16 protein-coding genes, 1 tRNA gene and 1 riboswitch are annotated in these 15,300 nt (G+C 70.7%); of the genes, 5 read left to right on the top strand and 12 right to left on the bottom strand.

The genetic code is table 11. From position 1 onward, the window contains the following. Positions 1 to 134 precede the first annotated feature (134 nt). The 4 genes from AB0D49_RS30455 to AB0D49_RS30440 form a co-directional block, all read right to left on the bottom strand. Entirely contained in the window at positions 135 to 821 is a 687-nt protein-coding gene (locus AB0D49_RS30455; protein WP_362763400.1) for a DUF1707 domain-containing protein, read from the bottom strand. Between the two features lie 68 nt (positions 822 to 889). Next, positions 890 to 1,882 carry an ATP-binding cassette domain-containing protein gene (locus AB0D49_RS30450; protein ID WP_362763397.1) on the bottom strand — a complete coding sequence of 331 codons (993 nt, stop codon included), beginning with the start codon at positions 1,880 to 1,882 and terminating at the stop codon, positions 890 to 892. Between the two features lie 14 nt (positions 1,883 to 1,896). After that, a complete protein-coding gene (locus tag AB0D49_RS30445; RefSeq protein WP_362763546.1) occupies positions 1,897 to 2,700 on the bottom strand; it encodes an ABC transporter permease in 804 nt (267 codons plus the stop codon). 124 nt (positions 2,701 to 2,824) lie between these two features. Continuing rightward, a complete protein-coding gene (locus AB0D49_RS30440) occupies positions 2,825 to 3,631 on the bottom strand; it encodes an ABC-2 family transporter protein (protein WP_362763393.1) in 807 nt (268 codons plus the stop codon). Positions 3,632 to 3,843: 212 nt separating this feature from the next. Here AB0D49_RS30440 and AB0D49_RS30435 point away from each other — a divergent pair, with 212 nt between their 5' ends. Further along, positions 3,844 to 6,246, top strand: a complete 2,403-nt coding sequence (locus AB0D49_RS30435) for a transglycosylase domain-containing protein (protein ID WP_362763390.1) — start codon at positions 3,844 to 3,846, stop codon at positions 6,244 to 6,246. 86 nt (positions 6,247 to 6,332) lie between these two features. On the opposite strand, the gene AB0D49_RS30430 is transcribed toward AB0D49_RS30435, so the two are convergent. From AB0D49_RS30430 to AB0D49_RS30420, 3 genes are all read right to left on the bottom strand, one after another. Beyond that, on the bottom strand, positions 6,333 to 6,653 hold the full coding sequence (locus tag AB0D49_RS30430; RefSeq protein WP_362763387.1) for a multidrug efflux SMR transporter: 321 nt from the start codon (positions 6,651 to 6,653) through the stop codon (positions 6,333 to 6,335). Between the two features lie 36 nt (positions 6,654 to 6,689). Then, positions 6,690 to 6,759, bottom strand: a riboswitch (guanidine-III (ykkC-III) riboswitch). An 88-nt stretch (positions 6,760 to 6,847) separates the two neighbouring features. Further along, positions 6,848 to 7,204: a co-chaperone GroES gene (locus AB0D49_RS30425; protein WP_362763384.1), complete on the bottom strand. Its 357-nt coding sequence runs from the start codon at positions 7,202 to 7,204 to the stop codon at positions 6,848 to 6,850. Between the two features lie 43 nt (positions 7,205 to 7,247). Continuing rightward, positions 7,248 to 7,577 (bottom strand): DUF3618 domain-containing protein, encoded by a 330-nt coding sequence (locus AB0D49_RS30420; protein WP_362763381.1) that lies wholly within the window; start codon positions 7,575 to 7,577, stop codon positions 7,248 to 7,250. A 97-nt stretch (positions 7,578 to 7,674) separates the two neighbouring features. Between AB0D49_RS30420 and bcp the strand changes: the two genes are divergently transcribed. Both bcp and AB0D49_RS30410 read left to right on the top strand, forming a co-directional pair. After that, entirely contained in the window at positions 7,675 to 8,142 is a 468-nt protein-coding gene (gene bcp / locus AB0D49_RS30415) for a thioredoxin-dependent thiol peroxidase (protein WP_362763378.1), read from the top strand. A gap of 39 nt (positions 8,143 to 8,181) precedes the next feature. After that, a tRNA-Leu gene (locus AB0D49_RS30410) sits at positions 8,182 to 8,268 on the top strand. Positions 8,269 to 8,290: 22 nt separating this feature from the next. On the opposite strand, the gene rdgB is transcribed toward AB0D49_RS30410, so the two are convergent. The 4 genes from rdgB to AB0D49_RS30390 all read right to left on the bottom strand — a co-directional run bounded on the left by rdgB (position 8,291) and on the right by AB0D49_RS30390 (position 11,113). Continuing rightward, complete coding sequence (gene rdgB, locus AB0D49_RS30405) at positions 8,291 to 8,896, bottom strand: RdgB/HAM1 family non-canonical purine NTP pyrophosphatase (protein WP_362763375.1); 606 nt, start codon at positions 8,894 to 8,896, stop codon at positions 8,291 to 8,293. 48 nt (positions 8,897 to 8,944) lie between these two features. After that, a complete protein-coding gene (locus AB0D49_RS30400; protein ID WP_362763372.1) occupies positions 8,945 to 9,343 on the bottom strand; it encodes a hypothetical protein in 399 nt (132 codons plus the stop codon). Between the two features lie 252 nt (positions 9,344 to 9,595). Continuing rightward, the gene (gene rph, locus AB0D49_RS30395) at positions 9,596 to 10,333 is read right to left on the bottom strand and encodes a ribonuclease PH (protein ID WP_362763369.1); all 738 of its coding nucleotides are present in this window, start codon (positions 10,331 to 10,333) and stop codon (positions 9,596 to 9,598) included. A gap of 546 nt (positions 10,334 to 10,879) precedes the next feature. Beyond that, complete coding sequence (locus tag AB0D49_RS30390) at positions 10,880 to 11,113, bottom strand: PTS glucose/sucrose transporter subunit IIB (RefSeq protein ID WP_362763366.1); 234 nt, start codon at positions 11,111 to 11,113, stop codon at positions 10,880 to 10,882. Positions 11,114 to 11,309: 196 nt separating this feature from the next. On the opposite strand from AB0D49_RS30390, the gene AB0D49_RS30385 reads away from it, so the two are divergent. After that, the gene (locus tag AB0D49_RS30385; RefSeq protein WP_362763363.1) at positions 11,310 to 12,596 is read left to right on the top strand and encodes a PTS transporter subunit EIIC; all 1,287 of its coding nucleotides are present in this window, start codon (positions 11,310 to 11,312) and stop codon (positions 12,594 to 12,596) included. A 250-nt stretch (positions 12,597 to 12,846) separates the two neighbouring features. Beyond that, the gene (locus AB0D49_RS30380; RefSeq protein ID WP_362763360.1) at positions 12,847 to 14,112 is read left to right on the top strand and encodes a PTS transporter subunit EIIC; all 1,266 of its coding nucleotides are present in this window, start codon (positions 12,847 to 12,849) and stop codon (positions 14,110 to 14,112) included. 128 nt (positions 14,113 to 14,240) lie between these two features. Here AB0D49_RS30380 and AB0D49_RS30375 read toward each other — a convergent pair whose 3' ends face one another. Beyond that, on the bottom strand, positions 14,241 to 14,993 hold the full coding sequence (locus AB0D49_RS30375; protein ID WP_362763357.1) for an MBL fold metallo-hydrolase: 753 nt from the start codon (positions 14,991 to 14,993) through the stop codon (positions 14,241 to 14,243). Between the last annotated feature and the right edge of the window lie 307 nt (positions 14,994 to 15,300).

Below are 15,300 nucleotides of genomic sequence, written 5' to 3'. Positions count from 1 at the left end.
CACGCCACCGGTCCGCTACAAGCCGTCGCCCCGGCCGACCACGCCACCGGTCCGCTACAAGCCGTCGCCCCGGCCGACCACGCCACCGGTCAGATACAGGCCATCGTCCCCCCGGCCGACCACGCCCCGGTCCGCTACAGGCCCTCGTCCCCCCGTCGCAGCTCCCGCCGCGCCTCCCGCCGCTCTGCCTTCAGCCGCTGTCGCTCCGCCCGGGTCATCTTGCGCTCGACCTGGACACCGCCCCAGAAGGCGAAGCCGGTGACGACCACCCGGGGCGCGCCCCGGTCCCCCGGGACGCCGTCCTCACGGTGGTCGAAGCCCCCCATCACGCCGATCCCGCGCACCACCACCTCCACACCGGGCGGCACGATCACATTCACCCCGCCCATGATGGCCACGCAGTTGATGACGACCTCGGGCGCCGAGAAGTCCGCCTCCCGCAGATCGATCTCGCCGCCGCCCCAGAACGCCACGCAGTTGAACTGCTTCGGCACCGTCCAGCGCCCCTTGCGCTGGAATCCCGCCATCACGGCCACGCCCCAGCTCGACGAACCGGGCGCCCCGGTGACCCGGTCCGGCCAATCCGGCCCGCCCTCCGGCCCCTTGACCAGGGACACCGAGGGTGCGCTCACCCCGGCGCCGGGCAGATCGCGGGTGATGGGCGCCAGTTCGCCGTACGTACGGGCCTGGTAGGTCTGGTCGAGCCGCTCCTCGAACTCCGTCATGTCCAGCCGCCCCTCCGCGAGGGCGTCCCGCAGGATCTCGGCGACCCGCTCACGATCGGCGTCGGAGGCACGCAGCTCCGGGGCATCGTCGGTCATACCGGCAGCCTACGAGTTCCGCCCGGCGGGCACTACGCGGCTCCCCCCTTCCGCCCCTTCCGGCCTGCCTACCGCGCCTGGGCCCGGCCCGCGTACATCCGGGCGATGACCGCCTCGATGTCCGGCTCCCGGACCGAGAGATCGACCAGCGGATACTCCGCCGCGACCCGGGCCACCAGCGGCGCGGCCGACTGCGCCGACGGGAAGGCGAGCCACTGGCGCGGGCCCTCGACCCGGACGACCCGGGCGGGCGGGACGTCGATCGGGGGCAGCTCGCGCTCCAGGTCGACCACGAGGGTGCGTTCGCTCTCGCCCGCCTCGTGCAGCCCGGCGAGCGGACCGTCGTACATCAGCCGGCCGTGGTCGATGACCATCACGCGGGAGCAGAGCTGTTCGATGTCCTGGAGGTCGTGCGTGGTGAGCAGGACCGTGGTGCCCCGCTCGGAGTTCAGGTCCCGCAGGAACTCCCGGACCTTCGCCTTGGAGACGACGTCCAGGCCGATGGTGGGCTCGTCCAGGTAGAGGACCTCGGGGTCGTGCAGCAGGGCCGCCGCGATGTCGCCGCGCATCCGCTGCCCGAGGGAGAGCTGACGGACCGGGACGTCCAGCAGGTCGCCGAGTTCCAGGAGTTCGACACAGCGGTCGAGGTTCTCGCGGTAACGGGCGTCCGGGATGCGGTACATGCGGTGCATCAGCCGGTAGGAGTCGATCAGCGGGAGGTCCCACCACAGGGTCGTCCGCTGGCCGAACACCACACCGATCCGGCGGGCCAGGTCACCGCGCCGGCGGGACGGGTCGATGCCCGCCACCCGCAGCCGGCCCGCGCTCGGGGTGAGGATGCCGGTCAGCATCTTGATCGTGGTGGACTTCCCGGCGCCGTTCGGCCCGATGTAGCCGACCATCTCGCCGCGCGCCACGGTGAAGGAGAGCGCGTCGACCGCGCGCACCTCGCGGCGCTCGCGGCGCAGGAAGCCGGTCTTCTTGCGGACCTCGAAGACCTTCTCGACCCGGTCGAGCGTGATGAAGCCGTCCCCGGAGTCCGCCCTGTGTGTGTCCGTCATCGACCGCTCCTCGCTCAGTTCCCCGTGCTCCGGTACGTACGCAGGCCCGCCCGCCAGGCCAGTCCCGCCAGCGCGCAGCTCACCGCGGCGATCAGCGGGGAGCTGAACGCCACCCACTGCGGCAGGTCCAGCGGATAGGGCCGCCCCAGGACATGGCTCGCGGGCAGCCAGTTGACGAAGGCCAGCGGCAGTACGAACGTCACCCCGCGCACCAGCTCCTTGCCGAAGACGGTCGGCGGATACTGGAGCAGCGTCGTACCGCCGTAGGTGAACGCGTTCTGCACCTCGGAGGCGTCCTGGGCGACGAACTGGAAGGCCGCCCCGCCCACGAACACCGCGCAGAAGATCAGCCCCCCGCTGAGGATCATCACCGGCATCAGCAGCAGCCGCCCGGCCGTCCAGTCGAGGTCCAGATGGACCAGCGCGTAGCCGAGGACCAGCGCGCCCTGGACGACCCGGCCGAGGCGGCGCAGTCCGAAGCGGTCGGCGGCGACCTGGGCGAGGACCGGTGCCGGGCGCACCAGCAGGGTGTCCAGGGTGCCGTCGCGGACCCGGCGGCCGAGCCGGTCCATGGAACCGATCGCGAGGTCGGCGAGGCCGAAGGAGACGCTGGACAGCCCGTAGAGGAAGGCGATCTCGGGCAGGCTGTAGCCGCCGAGCGCGTCGACGCGGGAGAACATCAGCAGGATCGCCAGGAAGTCCAGGCCGGTCGCGACGAAGTTCCCGGCCGTGGTCATCAGGAAGGAGAACCGGTAGGCCATCGTGGAGCGCACCCACATGGCGGTGATCAGCCGGTACGCGCGCAGTCCCTCGCGCAGCCGCCCGCCGGGCGGGCGTTCCTCGCCGGGCCACCGGTCCCCCGGGCGGTCCGCCCGGGAATCCCGGACGTCCGGGGTTCCTGGGATATCCGGGATATCCGGGATATCCGGGATATCCGAGGTGTCAGCCACCCTGGACCACCACCCTCCGGGTCGCCGCCGACTGGAGCAGTCGCCCGGCCGCGAGCAGCACCACAGCCCAGGCCGCCTGGAAGGCGAACGTGGACCAGGGTCCGGCCCGGCCGAGCAGGATGTCCGCCGGGGCCTGGAGCAGCGACGACCAGGGCAGGGCGCGGACGATCTCGCCGAGCACTCCGGGGAAGACGTTGAGCGGCAGCAGCATCCCGGAGCAGAAGAACCCGAGCAGCCAGGCGAGCTGGGTCATCCCGGCGCCGTCGAGCAGCCAGAACGTGCTGAGCGCCACCAGGTAGCGGATGCCGAAGCCGACCAGCATGGCGAGGAACACGGCGACCAGGAACGCGGCCCAGGTCCCGGCGTCGGACGGCAGCGCCGCGTCGAACACGAGGGCGCCGAAGACGAAGGGCAGGATCCCGCGGGCGACCAGCTGGAAAACGGCCCGGCCGAGATCGGCGGCGAGCCACCACAGCTGGAGGTCGGCGGGCCGGTAGAGGTCGATGGCGACATCGCCGGTGCGGATGCGTTCCATCAGCTCGTCCTCGAAGCCGCCGCCCCCGATGGCCAGCGTGGACAGCAGCGCCTGGCCGAGCCAGACGTACGTCACGGCCTGCGCCTGGTCGTAGCCGCCGAGCTGGGGGCGCTGGTCCCACAGGGCGAGATAGGTGTAGACGAGGATCACCCCGAAGACGGTGTTGGTGAACACGCCCGCGGCGGTGGCGACCCGGTACGTGGCGTACCGTCGCACTCCGCTCACGGCGACGGCCAGGTACAACCGTCCCGAGCCCACTGACACCACCCTCCCGTCCGCGCCCGAGGCGCCGAAACACCGAAGCCGGGGAGCGTACCGAGTGGGCCGTGACGTACGCCACCGCATTTTCGGCACGGTCGCGTGCCGGTGACCGGGAACGGAACGGTCGGTGCGAGAGTCTTCAACTGGGGGCGTGAAGCGTTACTGAGGGCGTACGGGGAATCACGTACGACGCGAAACAGGAGTCCGAGTACGAGATGAGCGACCAGCCGCAGCCGCAGCAGCCGACCGAGGGCTCGGCACCGCAGTCACCGCCGGAGGGAGCAGCGCACGACGGGGGCGGGAAGAAGCGTCCGCGCCGGACGGGCTGGCGGCGGCTGATCCCGACCTGGCGGATCGTGCTGTCGACGGTGGTGATCGGTCTGCTGCTGCTCGGCGGGCTGTTCTTCCTGGGGTACTCCCTGGTGAAGATCCCGTCGGCGAACGCGATGGCGACCAAGCAGAGCAATGTGTACCTCTACGCGGACGGCTCGCAGCTGGCCCGTGACGGGGAGGTCAACCGGGAGAACGTACCGCTGTCGGCGATCTCCAAGGACGCCCGCAACGCGGTGCTGGCGGCCGAGGACCGCGAGTTCTACACCCAGTCCGCCATCGACCCGAAGGCGATGGTCCGGGCGGCCTGGAAGACCATGACGGGCGAGGGCAAGCAGTCCGGGTCGACGATCACCCAGCAGTACGTCAAGAACTACTACCTGGCGCAGGAGCAGACCGTCACGCGCAAGGTGAAGGAGTTCTTCATCGCGATCAAGCTGGACCGGGAGAAGAGCAAGGACCAGATCCTGGAGGGCTATCTCAACACCAGCTTCTTCGGCCGCAACGCCTACGGTATGCAGGCCGCGGCCCAGGCGTACTACGGCGTCGACGCCAAGGACCTGGACGCGGCGCAGGGCGCGTATCTGGCGTCGCTGCTGAACGCGCCGAGCGAGTACGACGTGGTGGCCCACCCGGAGAACCGGGGCGCCGCCGAGGCCCGCTGGAACTATGTGCTGGACGGCATGGTCGGCAAGGGCTGGCTGACGGAGTCGGCGCGCGCGGAGCTGAAGTTCCCGGTGCCGAAGGAGACGACGCTGTCGACGGGGATGTCCGGGCAGCGCGGCTATCTGGTGGAGGCGGTCAAGCAGTATCTGACCGAGCGGGACATCCTCACCCCGGAGCAGTTGGAGAGCGGCGGCTACCGGATCACCACCACGCTCCAGAAGCCCAAGCAGAACGCGTTCGTGAAGGCGGTCGACGACCAGCTGATGTCGGAGCTGGACAAGGAGAACCGCGAGGTGGACACCTTCGTCCGCGCGGGCGGCGCCTCCATCGACCCGGAGAACGGCGAGGTCGTCGCGATGTACGGCGGCATCGACTATGTGAAGCAGTACACCAACGGCGCCACCCGCCGGGACTACCAGGTGGGCTCGACCTTCAAGCCGTTCGTGTTCACCTCGGCCGTCGACCACGCCTCCAACACCCAGAGCGGGCAGAGCATCACCCCCAACACGGTGTACGACGGTTCCAGCCAGCGCCCGGTGGAGGGCTGGAGCGGCGGCTCGTACGCCCCGGAGAACCAGGACGACGTGGACTACGGCGACCTTTCCGTGCGGGAGGCCACCGACAAGTCGGTGAACGCGGTGTACGCGCAGATGGCGGTGGACGTCGGCCCGGACAAGGTGGTGCAGACGGCGGTGGACCTGGGGCTGCCGCGCGGCACCCCGTCGCTGGACTCGGTGCCCGCGGTGGCGCTCGGGGTGGCCACGGCGAGCCCGCTCGACATGGCGCAGGGGTACGCCACCCTCGCCAACCACGGTGAGTACGGGGCGTACGTCCTGGTCAAGAAGATCACCAAGGAGGGCGCGGAGGAGGTCCCGCTGCCGAAGCGGAAGACCAGCCAGGTGATCAGCCGGGAGGCCGCCGACACCACCACCTCGGTGCTCCAGAGCGTGGTCGACAACGGCAGCGGTGTCGCCGCGCAGGCGGCGGGCCGTCCGGCGGCGGGCAAGACGGGCACGGCGGAGCAGGACAAGGCGGCCTGGTTCGCCGGTTTCACCCCGGAGCTGGTCACGGTGGTCGCGGTGATGGGCCAGAACCCGGACAGCGCCAAGCAGGAGCCGCTGTACGGGGCGATGGGCCTGGCCCGGGTGAGCGGCAGCGGGCCGCCCGCCGAGATCTGGGCGCAGTACACCAAGGCGGCGCTCAAGGGCACCGAGGTGACCGACTTCGACCTCCAGGTGCAGGACGGCGCCGAGGAGTGGGTGTATCCGTCGACGCCGCCCAGCAGTGGTGAGCCCGACCCGGAGAACCCGAGCGATGTCGCCGAGCCGCCGAGCGAGGACCCGGGCTCCGGCTCGGGCGGCTCGCAGACCCCGGGCGGTCCGAGCACCGGCACGGCGGACGGCGGGACGTCCACGGGCGGTACGGACGGCGGGGGCACGACCACCGGCGAGACCGGCACCGGCGGTACGGCCGACGGGGGGACGACCGGCGACACCGGTGCGGGCGGCACCACGGGCGAGTCACCGGCCGGCGGCGCCACCGGGAGCGGCGGCACCGCGGACGGCGGGACCGAGGGCGGAGCGGCGACGGGGACCGGCGGGGCGCAGGGCACCGGCGGGTAGCCCCGGCGGGCAGCGACACATGAGCGGCCTCCGGTCACTGATCCACGACGGACAGTGGCCGGAGGCCGCCTTCAGGTGTACGGCCGTCAGTGGCCGGAGGTCGCCTTCAGACCCACGACGGCGACCAGCAGCAGGGAGATGAAGAAGATCCGGGCGGCGGTGACCGGCTCACCCAGGATGGCCATACCGAGGATCGCCGCACCGGCCGCGCCGATGCCGACCCAGACGCCGTAGGCGGTGCCGATCGGCAGGGTCTTGGCGGCCTGTGCCAGCAGGATCATGCTGGCGACGATCCCGGCGCCGGTGAACACACTGGGCCACAGCCGGGTGAAGCCTTCGGTGTACTTCATCCCGATCGACCAGCCGACTTCGAGCAGACCGGCGACGAGCAGCAGAATCCAGGCCATGAGAGGCACCTCCGAGACGTGATGTCCATGAACGGGGGTGCGTCGTCTTTGCGTTTCGACCCGGTACGGCGCGTCTCGTCGGGTTGCCTTCCAAACATAGCAAAGAACAGGAAAAAGGGCTGGTGACGATGGTCACCAGCCCTTCAGAACCCCTACTTCCCAGGCGCGCCCGGGGACACCGGGGATCTGGGGAGCTACAGGTACAGCCCCGTCGAGTCCTCCGAGCCCTCGAAGCGGTCCGCGGCGACGGCGTGCAGATCCCGCTCGCGCATCAGCACATACGCCACACCGCGCACCTCGACCTCGGCGCGGTCCTCGGGGTCGTAGAGCACCCGGTCGCCCGGCTCCACGGTCCGGACGTTCTGCCCCACCGCGACCACCTCGGCCCACGCCAGCCGGCGGCCGACGGCCGCGGTGGCGGGGATCAGGATGCCGCCGCCGGACCGCCGCTCGCCCTCGCCGGTGTCCTGGCGGACCAGGACCCGGTCGTGGAGCATACGGATGGGCAGCTTGTCCGGGTGGGTGCTGGAGTCGTTCGTCTGGGCGCTCACGGCTCGAACCTACCTGCCTTCAGCACATCCGTCCGTGTCCGGGTCAGCGCCTGCGGCGCCGGGCGGTGACGGCGAGGAGTCCCACCACACCGACGGCGGCCAGGGCGAGCGGCACGATCCGCTCCAGCCGGGGGGCGCCCTCGTCGGTCACAAACCGCTGGCGCACCTCCGTGACGGCCTTGTTGACCTGCACATACGCCTTGCCGAGGGTGTGGTCGACCTGGGCCGCGGCCTTGGCCTTGGCGTCGCCCACGAGCGTCTTGGGGTGGACCCGCACCCCGATCTCGTCGAGGGTCTCGGCCAGCACATCGCGGCGGGCCCTGATGTCCGCCTCGATCTGCGCCGGGGTTCTGGTGTCCGACGTGTCCGCCACCGTACGGCCTCCGAAGTTCCGCTGATGCACTGTTCCGGACAGTCTGTCAGCTTCCCGGCGCGCCGCACTGTCAGCACCCCCGGTTACGCTCGATCCCATGAGTGAGCGACTCCAGCCCGGGGACGTGGCCCCCGCCTTCACCCTGCCCGACGCCGATGGCAACGATGTGTCCCTGGCGGACCACAAGGGCCGCAAGGTCATCGTGTACTTCTACCCGGCCGCCCTCACGCCGGGCTGCACCAAGCAGGCGTGCGACTTCACCGACAACCTCGACGTCCTGGCCGCCGCCGGGTACGACGTGATCGGCATCTCCCCGGACGCCCCCGAAAAACTCGCCAAGTTCCGCGAGAAGGAGCACCTGAGGGTGACCCTGGCCGGCGACCCGGACAAGAGCGTGATCGAGGCGTACGGGGCGTACGGCGAGAAGAAGAACTACGGCAAGACGTACATGGGCGTGATCCGGTCCACGGTGGTCGTGGACGAGGAGGGCCGGGTCGAACGGGCGCTGTACAACGTCCGGGCGACGGGCCACGTGGCGAAGATCATCAAGGATCTGGGCGTCTGACGCCGCTGCCCGGCCAGTAGCATGGCCGGGCAGCAGCAGGCGGCCGTGGTGGAATTGGCAGTCACGCTGGGTTTAGGTCCCAGTGGGGTAACTCCCGTGAGGGTTCGAGTCCCTCCGGCCGCACCATTTCTCGCGCACCAGCTCTTGGTTACGCGCCGACGAGTTCCCGTACGACCGGCACCAGCGCGCGGAACGCCTGGCCCCGGTGGCTGATGGCGTTCTTCTCCTCGGGGCTCAGCTCCGCGCAGGTGCGGTCGTAGCCGTCGGGCTGGAGGACCGGGTCGTAGCCGAAGCCGCCACTGCCCGCCGGGATGTGCCGCAGGGTGCCGCGCAGCCTGCCCTCCACGACCCGCTCGGTGCCGTCCGGCAGGGCGAGGGCGGCGGCGCAGGCGAAGTGCGCGGCGCGGTGCTCGTCGCCGATGTCGGAGAGCTGGGCGAGCAGCAGATCGAGGTTGGCCCGGTCGTCGCCGTGCCGTCCGGACCAGCGGGCGGAGAAGATGCCGGGGGCGCCGTTCAGCACGTCGACGCACAGGCCCGAGTCGTCGGCGACCGCGGGCAGACCGGTGGCCCTCGCCAGGGCGTGCGCCTTCAGCAGCGCGTTCTCGGCGAAGGTGACACCGGTCTCCTTCACATCCGGGATCTCGGGGTAGGCGTCCGCGCCGACCAGCTCATGGGAGAGCCCTGCGTCGGCGAGGATGGCCTTGAGTTCGACGAGCTTCCCGGCGTTGCGGGTGGCGAGGATCAGACGGGTCATGCCGCTGATTATCCCGGGCCGCCCGCGACGCCGGACGCGCCGGTCCCGCTACGGCGTGCAGACCTTGGTCAGCTCACCGGCCGCGTCGGTGACCGGGCTGATGTCCGGGGTGGCGTCACCGCCGTCCACCGAGGCGCGGACGTTGTCGACGGCCGTCTGGAGGTCGTCGACCGCCTTGCCGACATCCGTGTTGTCGGTCTTGTCGCCGATCTCGTTCAGGTTGTCCTCGATGGACTGGAGGGACTCGCTGAGCTGCGTCGGGTCGTTGGCCGCCGTGTCGACGGCCTGCTGGAGGTCGGTGACGCTGTCGGCGATCGCGTCGGCGGTCTGGACGCAGTCCAGCGCCTTGTCGACGGCTTCGCAGCCGGTGGTCAGCCCGGCGGTGAGCGCGACGGCCGCCAGCGTGGCGGCGACGGCTGCGGTGCGGCGACGGCGGCTCGCGGCCATGGAACGGTCCCCTCCCTCGGAACGGGCCGGGGCACGGCCCGCTGCCGCCCCCTGTGCCCGGTGCTTCCCGGCCCCGGGCGATGAGCCGGGACCGTACTGCCAGGGGACCGGCGACGGGCGGTGCGCCCTGCTCTCCGGTGCCCTGCACTGCTTGGCCGGGCGCACAGGGATCAGCCATGCGCCCGTACCCCTAGTGACGCCTTTGCGGGCGGCCACGGTTGCCCGCGCCGACCGGCGCTTTTGGCGCGCCCTTTACTTTTCGAGGACGGTATCAAGCGCGGCGCGCTGCGCGGCGGCCAGTTCCCCGCATCCGGCCACGGCCAGGTCCAGCAGCGCGTTCAGCTCCTCGCGGGCGAAGGGCTCGGCCTCGGCGGTGCCCTGCACCTCCACGAAGCGTCCGTCACCGGTACAGACCACGTTCATGTCGGTCTCGGCGCGCACATCTTCCTCGTAGCGCAGGTCGAGCAGCGGGACACCGGCGACGATGCCGACCGAGACCGCGGAGACCATGCCGGTCAGCGGCTGGCGTCCGGCCCGGATCAGCTTCTTCTCGCGGGCCCAGGTGACGGCGTCGGCGAGCGCCACATACGCGCCGGTGATGGCGGCGGTGCGGGTGCCGCCGTCGGCCTGGAGCACATCGCAGTCCAGGACGACGGTGTTCTCGCCGAGCGCCTTGTAGTCGATCACCGCGCGCAGGGAGCGGCCGATGAGCCGGGAGATCTCGTGCGTACGGCCGCCGATGCGGCCCTTGACGGACTCGCGGTCGCCGCGGGTGTTGGTGGCCCGGGGCAGCATCGCGTACTCGGCCGTGACCCAGCCCTCGCCGCTGCCCTTGCGCCAGCGCGGGACGCCCTCGGTGACGGAGGCGGTGCAGAAGACCTTGGTGTCCCCGAAGGAGACGAGGACGGAGCCCTCGGCGTGCTTGCTCCAGCCGCGTTCGATGGTGACCGGGCGGAGCTGGCTGGGGGTGCGGCCGTCGATTCGTGACATGCGCTGAGCCTAGTCCCCCAGGGGGAGGGCCCTTATCGGCAGGTATGACGCCGGGGGACGAGGCGGCGGGGAGGCTCCTGGGCGGCGGGGTTCGTCGCGGGGCGGACTCCCGCGCGGGGCGGACTCCCGCGCGGGGCGGACTCCCGCGCGGGGCGGACTTCCGCGCGGGGCGGACTTCTGGGCGGGGCGGGCTTCTGGGCGGGCGGGTCCCGCGCGGGGCGGGTTCCCAGGCGGCGGGGTTCCGCGCGGTCGGGCTTCCCTCGCGGGACGGGCTCCGCGCGGGACGGGCTCCACACGGGACGGGCTCCGCGCGGGACGGGCTCCACACGGGACGGGCTCCGCGCGGGACGGGCTCCACACGGGACGGGCTCCACACGGGCGGCGTCCTCTCCCGGGCCGGGCTTCCGCGCGGACCCGCCCCCGGCGCCGTACACCGTGGCGCGGACCCGGCGTCGTACACGGCGAGGCCCCTCCGGGTTGTACCGGAGGGGCCTCGTCCACCTCACCTCGTGCGGCCCCGGGGCGCCTCACCGCGGGGCGGCCGGGTCACATCAGGTCTTCGATGTCCGCCGCGATCGGGTCGGCGTCGGTGCCGATGACGACCTGGATGGCGGTGCCCATCTTCACCACGCCGTGGGCGCCCGCGCCCTTGAGAGCGGTGTCGTCGACCAGGGACGCGTCGGCGACCTCGACCCGGAGCCGCGTGATGCAGCCCTCGATCTCCTCGATGTTGTCGATGCCACCGAGCCCGGCGACGATCTTCTCAGCCTTGCTGGCCATGTTCCCTCTCCCTGATCCGAACCGCTTTGTCGCAGTAACCCACAGTTGGCCCAACTTCGCGAGCGGTCATGCCGTCCGTACCGAATGATGGCGTCACGACAGCGGAACCCTCTGTCAACTGGTCTACACCACCGTGCCGACCGCCGCCAAACCCGGCCCCACCGGGAGGAGTCCGGGACGGTCCGGGAGGAGCCCGATGAGTGCCGAGAGTGCCGTCAGTCCGGGACGGGCCCGCTGGAACAGTCTGTTCCAGGGCTTGCAGAAGATGGGCCGGAGTCTCCAACTGCCCATCGCCGTCCTTCCCGCCGCGGGCATCCTCAACCGGCTGGGACAACCCGATGTGTTCGGCGACGAGGGGCTCGGCTGGACCGATGTCTCCAAGGTCATGGTGGGCGCGGGCGGCGCGCTGCTGGACTCGGCGCTCGGACTGCCGCTGCTGTTCTGTGTCGGCGTGGCCATCGGCATGGCCCGCAAGGCGGACGGCTCGACCGCGCTCGCGGCGGTCGCCGGGTTCCTCGTCTATTACTCGGTGCTGCGCCAGTTCCCGATCGCCTGTCCCGCCGGGGCGCAGACGGTGGTCGCGGGCTGCCTGGCGCAGGACGGCACGGTCGGGCCGTTCACCTACCAGAATCCCGGGGTGTTCGGCGGGATTGTGATGGGCCTGCTCTCGGCGTACTTCTGGGCCCGCTACCACCGTACGAAGCTGGTCGACTGGCTGGGCTTCTTCAACGGGCGGCGGCTGGTCCCGATCATCATGGCGTTCGTGGCCATCGCGTTCGCCGCGCTGTGCCTGTGGATCTGGCCGCCGATCGGCAGCGGTCTGGAGTCCTTCTCGAACTGGCTGGACGGCCTCGGCTCCTGGGGCGCGGGCATCTTCGGCCTGGCCAACCGGGCGCTGCTGGTGATCGGGCTGCACCAGTTCCTGAACGTGCCCATCTGGTTCCAGTTCGGCTCGTACACCAAGCCGGACGGCACGGTGGTGCACGGCGACATCAATATGTTCCTGGCGGGCGACCCGGACGCGGGGCAGTTCACCACCGGGTTCTTCCCGATCATGATGTTCGCGCTGCCCGCCGCGGCCCTGGCCATGGCGCACACCGCCCGGCCGAACCGCCGCAAGGAGGTCGGCGGGATGATGCTCTCGGTGGCGCTGACCTCGTTCGTGACCGGCATCACCGAGCCCATCGAGTACTCGTTCCTGTTCATCGCGCCCGTGCTGTACGCGGTGCACGCGGTGCTGACCGGGGTCTCGATGGCGGTGACCTGGGCATTCGGCGTCAAGGACGGCTTCAGCTTCTCCGCCGGACTGATCGACTACCTGATCAACTGGAACCTGGCCACCAGACCCTGGCTGATCATTCCGATCGGTCTGTGCTTCGCCGCCGTCTACTACGTGATCTTCCGGTTCGCGATCACCCGGTTCGATCTGAAGACCCCGGGCCGTGAACCGGAGGACGAGGTGGAAGACGTGACCAAGGTGTAACCGGGCTCACAGCCCGCTCAACTAGCCTCCGCTCCAGGGCCCTTGGACCCCAGGTCCGAGGGCCTTTCGGCATTCCCTGGATCAGCCGTGGATCGATCCGGAAGGGCCCGCCAGGACGTTATGAAAGGTGGGTTCCTTATGCGCTGCTCATCTGCTAGAACAGGTCTACACCACTGAGTGGTGTAGACCTATCGCCGCCGCCGGCCCCCTTCTCTGTCCCCGGGCGGCGCTGTGCCCACTGGAGGATGTTGTGACCACGGCGAGTCCCGCTTCGGCGGCCGAGAAGAAGAAGGGCTCCGGCGCGATGGCTGTACTCCAGCGCATCGGCCGCAGCCTGATGCTGCCGGTGGCAGTGCTGCCCGCCGCCGCGCTCCTGGTGCGCCTGGGCAACACCGACATGCTCGGCCGCCCGGAGTTCCCCACGTTCTTCACCAAGATCGCCGGCTTTATGGCGGCGGGCGGCAACGCCATCCTCGACAACATGGCGCTGCTGTTCGCGGTGGGTATCGCGATCGGCTTCGCGAAGAAGTCGGACGGCTCCACCGCGCTCGCGGCGGTCGTCGGCTACCTGGTCTTCAAGAACGTCCTCGCCACGTTCACCGACGACAGCCTGCCGCAGATAGCCAAGGCCGTCGACGGCAAGGTCGTCATGGTCGACGCGCCGGTGGACGCCAAGGTCCTCGGCGGTGTCGTCATGGGCATCGTGGTCGCACTGCTCTACCAGCGCTTCTACCGCACCAAGCTGCCCGACTGGGCCGGCTTCTTCGGCGGTCGCCGCCTGGTGCCGATCCTGGCCGCCTTCGCCGGTCTGTTCATCGGCATCGTCTTCGGCTACATCTGGCCGGTCCTCGGCGCGGGTCTGCACAACTTCGGTGAGTGGCTGGTCGGCTCGGGCGCGGTCGGCGCGGGCATCTTCGGTGTCGCCAACCGGGCGCTGATCCCGATCGGCATGCACCACCTGCTGAACTCCTTCCCCTGGTTCCAGGCGGGCGAGTACGAGGGCAAGAGCGGCGACATCGCCCGCTTCCTGGCCGGTGACCCCTCCGCCGGACAGTTCATGACCGGCTTCTTCCCGATCATGATGTTCGCGCTGCCCGCCGCCTGTCTGGCGATCGTGCACTGTGCCCGCCCCGAGCGCCGCAAGGTCGTCGGCGGCATGATGTTCTCCCTCGCCCTGACCTCCTTCGTGACCGGTGTCACCGAGCCGATCGAGTTCACCTTCATGTTCATCGCCCCGGTCCTGTACGCGCTGCACGCCGTACTCACCGGTGTCTCCATGGCCCTGACCTGGGCCCTCGGCATGAAGGACGGCTTCGGCTTCTCGGCCGGCGCGGTCGACTTCTTCCTGAACCTCGGCATCGCGACCAACCCCTGGGGCCTGGCCCTGGTCGGCCTGGTGTTCGCGGCGGTCTACTACGCCGTGTTCCGCTTCGCGATCATCAAGTTCAATCTGCCGACGCCGGGCCGCGAGTCCGACGAGGAACTCGCCGAACTCCAGAAGGCGGAAGCCAAGTAGGCGCCCCGTCCTCCCCCACGGGCGCGCACGAAGGCCCCCGGAGCACCGCTCCGGGGGCCTTCCCCTTGTCCGTTGTCGTCCGGTGTTCTTGTCCGGTGCGCGGTCGCCCGCCGTGACCGGCCGACCGGTCAGATCTCGTACGTCACCCGTGGCGCCGCCAGCTCCGCCGGGCCGTCGTACACCGCGCGGGCGTCGGCCAGGTTGTGCTGGGGGTCGGTCCAGGGCGGGATGTGGGTGAGGACCAGGCGCCGGGCGCCGGCCCGCCGCGCGGTCTCGCCCGCCTCACGCCCGTTCAGATGCAGGTCCGGGATGGACTCCTTGCCGTGCGTGAACGCGGCCTCGCACAGGAACAGGTCGGTGTCCCGGGCGAGTTCGTCCAGCGCCGGGGTGATCCCGGTGTCGCCCGAGTACGTCAGCGACCGTCCGCCGTGCTCGACCCGGATGCCGTACGCCTCCACGGGATGGGCCACCCGGTCGGTGTGCACCGTGAGCGGGCCGATCTCGAAGGTGCCGGGCTTGACCGTGTGGAAGTCGAAGACCTCGCTCATGGACGAGGCGGTCGGGGTGTCGGCGTAGGCCGTGGTCAGCCGGTGCTCCGTGCCCTCCGGTCCGTAGACCGGGATCGGATCGCACCGGCCGCCGTCGTGCCGGTAGTACCGCGCCACGAAATAGGCGCACATGTCGATGCAGTGGTCGGCGTGCAGATGGCTCAGGAAGATCGCGTCGAGGTCGTAGAGACCGCAGTGGCGCTGCAACTCGCCCAGGGCACCGTTGCCCATGTCGAGGAGCAGCCGGTAGCCGTCGGCCTCGACGAGGTAGCTCGAACAGGCCGATTCCGCGGACGGGAACGACCCCGAGCAGCCGACGACGGTGAGCTTCATGAAACAGAAACCTCCGCTGGCGGATATGGAGAGACGGGGGTCGTGCGGTTTGTCGAGCGTAAGGCGCAAAACGTCCGGTCGCTCCTCCGCCAAGGTCTGTTGTGGGCGAACTCACCTGTGGTGTCACCGGTTCGGCTGGACGTACGGGGCACGGGGGCCGGGCGCGTCGGACGGAGGCGGGGGCCGGGGCGGTGGCGGGGTCGTGGACGCGCGGCGGCGCGGGGCGGCGTGGGGCGGCGCGGGGCGGCGCGGGGCGGCGTGGCGCGCGTCGTCGCGCGGACCGGCCCCGGCGGGCGGGGCGGGGCCG

This window comes from Streptomyces sp. NPDC048290, assembly GCF_040652095.1.
Lineage (GTDB): Bacteria > Actinomycetota > Actinomycetes > Streptomycetales > Streptomycetaceae > Streptomyces.
Note: the sequence above shows the minus strand (reverse complement) of the source record. Positions and strands in the feature narration are given on the sequence as shown.

What these genes read in the sequence shown, in the direction of transcription:
- AB0D49_RS30450 (WP_362763397.1), bottom strand. Translation starts at nt 1,882, where the DNA reads ATGACGGACACACACAGGGCGGACTCCGGGGACGGCTTCATCACGCTC.
- AB0D49_RS30430 (WP_362763387.1), bottom strand. Translation starts at nt 6,653, where the DNA reads ATGGCCTGGATTCTGCTGCTCGTCGCCGGTCTGCTCGAAGTCGGCTGG.
- AB0D49_RS30400 (WP_362763372.1), bottom strand. Translation starts at nt 9,343, where the DNA reads ATGGCCGCGAGCCGCCGTCGCCGCACCGCAGCCGTCGCCGCCACGCTG.
- rph (WP_362763369.1), bottom strand. Translation starts at nt 10,333, where the DNA reads ATGTCACGAATCGACGGCCGCACCCCCAGCCAGCTCCGCCCGGTCACC.
- AB0D49_RS30455 (WP_362763400.1), bottom strand. Translation starts at nt 821, where the DNA reads ATGACCGACGATGCCCCGGAGCTGCGTGCCTCCGACGCCGATCGTGAG.
- AB0D49_RS30385 (WP_362763363.1), top strand. Translation starts at nt 11,310, where the DNA reads ATGAGTGCCGAGAGTGCCGTCAGTCCGGGACGGGCCCGCTGGAACAGT.
- bcp (WP_362763378.1), top strand. Translation starts at nt 7,675, where the DNA reads ATGAGTGAGCGACTCCAGCCCGGGGACGTGGCCCCCGCCTTCACCCTG.
- AB0D49_RS30435 (WP_362763390.1), top strand. Translation starts at nt 3,844, where the DNA reads ATGAGCGACCAGCCGCAGCCGCAGCAGCCGACCGAGGGCTCGGCACCG.
- AB0D49_RS30375 (WP_362763357.1), bottom strand. Translation starts at nt 14,993, where the DNA reads ATGAAGCTCACCGTCGTCGGCTGCTCGGGGTCGTTCCCGTCCGCGGAA.
- rdgB (WP_362763375.1), bottom strand. Translation starts at nt 8,896, where the DNA reads ATGACCCGTCTGATCCTCGCCACCCGCAACGCCGGGAAGCTCGTCGAA.
- AB0D49_RS30390 (WP_362763366.1), bottom strand. Translation starts at nt 11,113, where the DNA reads ATGGCCAGCAAGGCTGAGAAGATCGTCGCCGGGCTCGGTGGCATCGAC.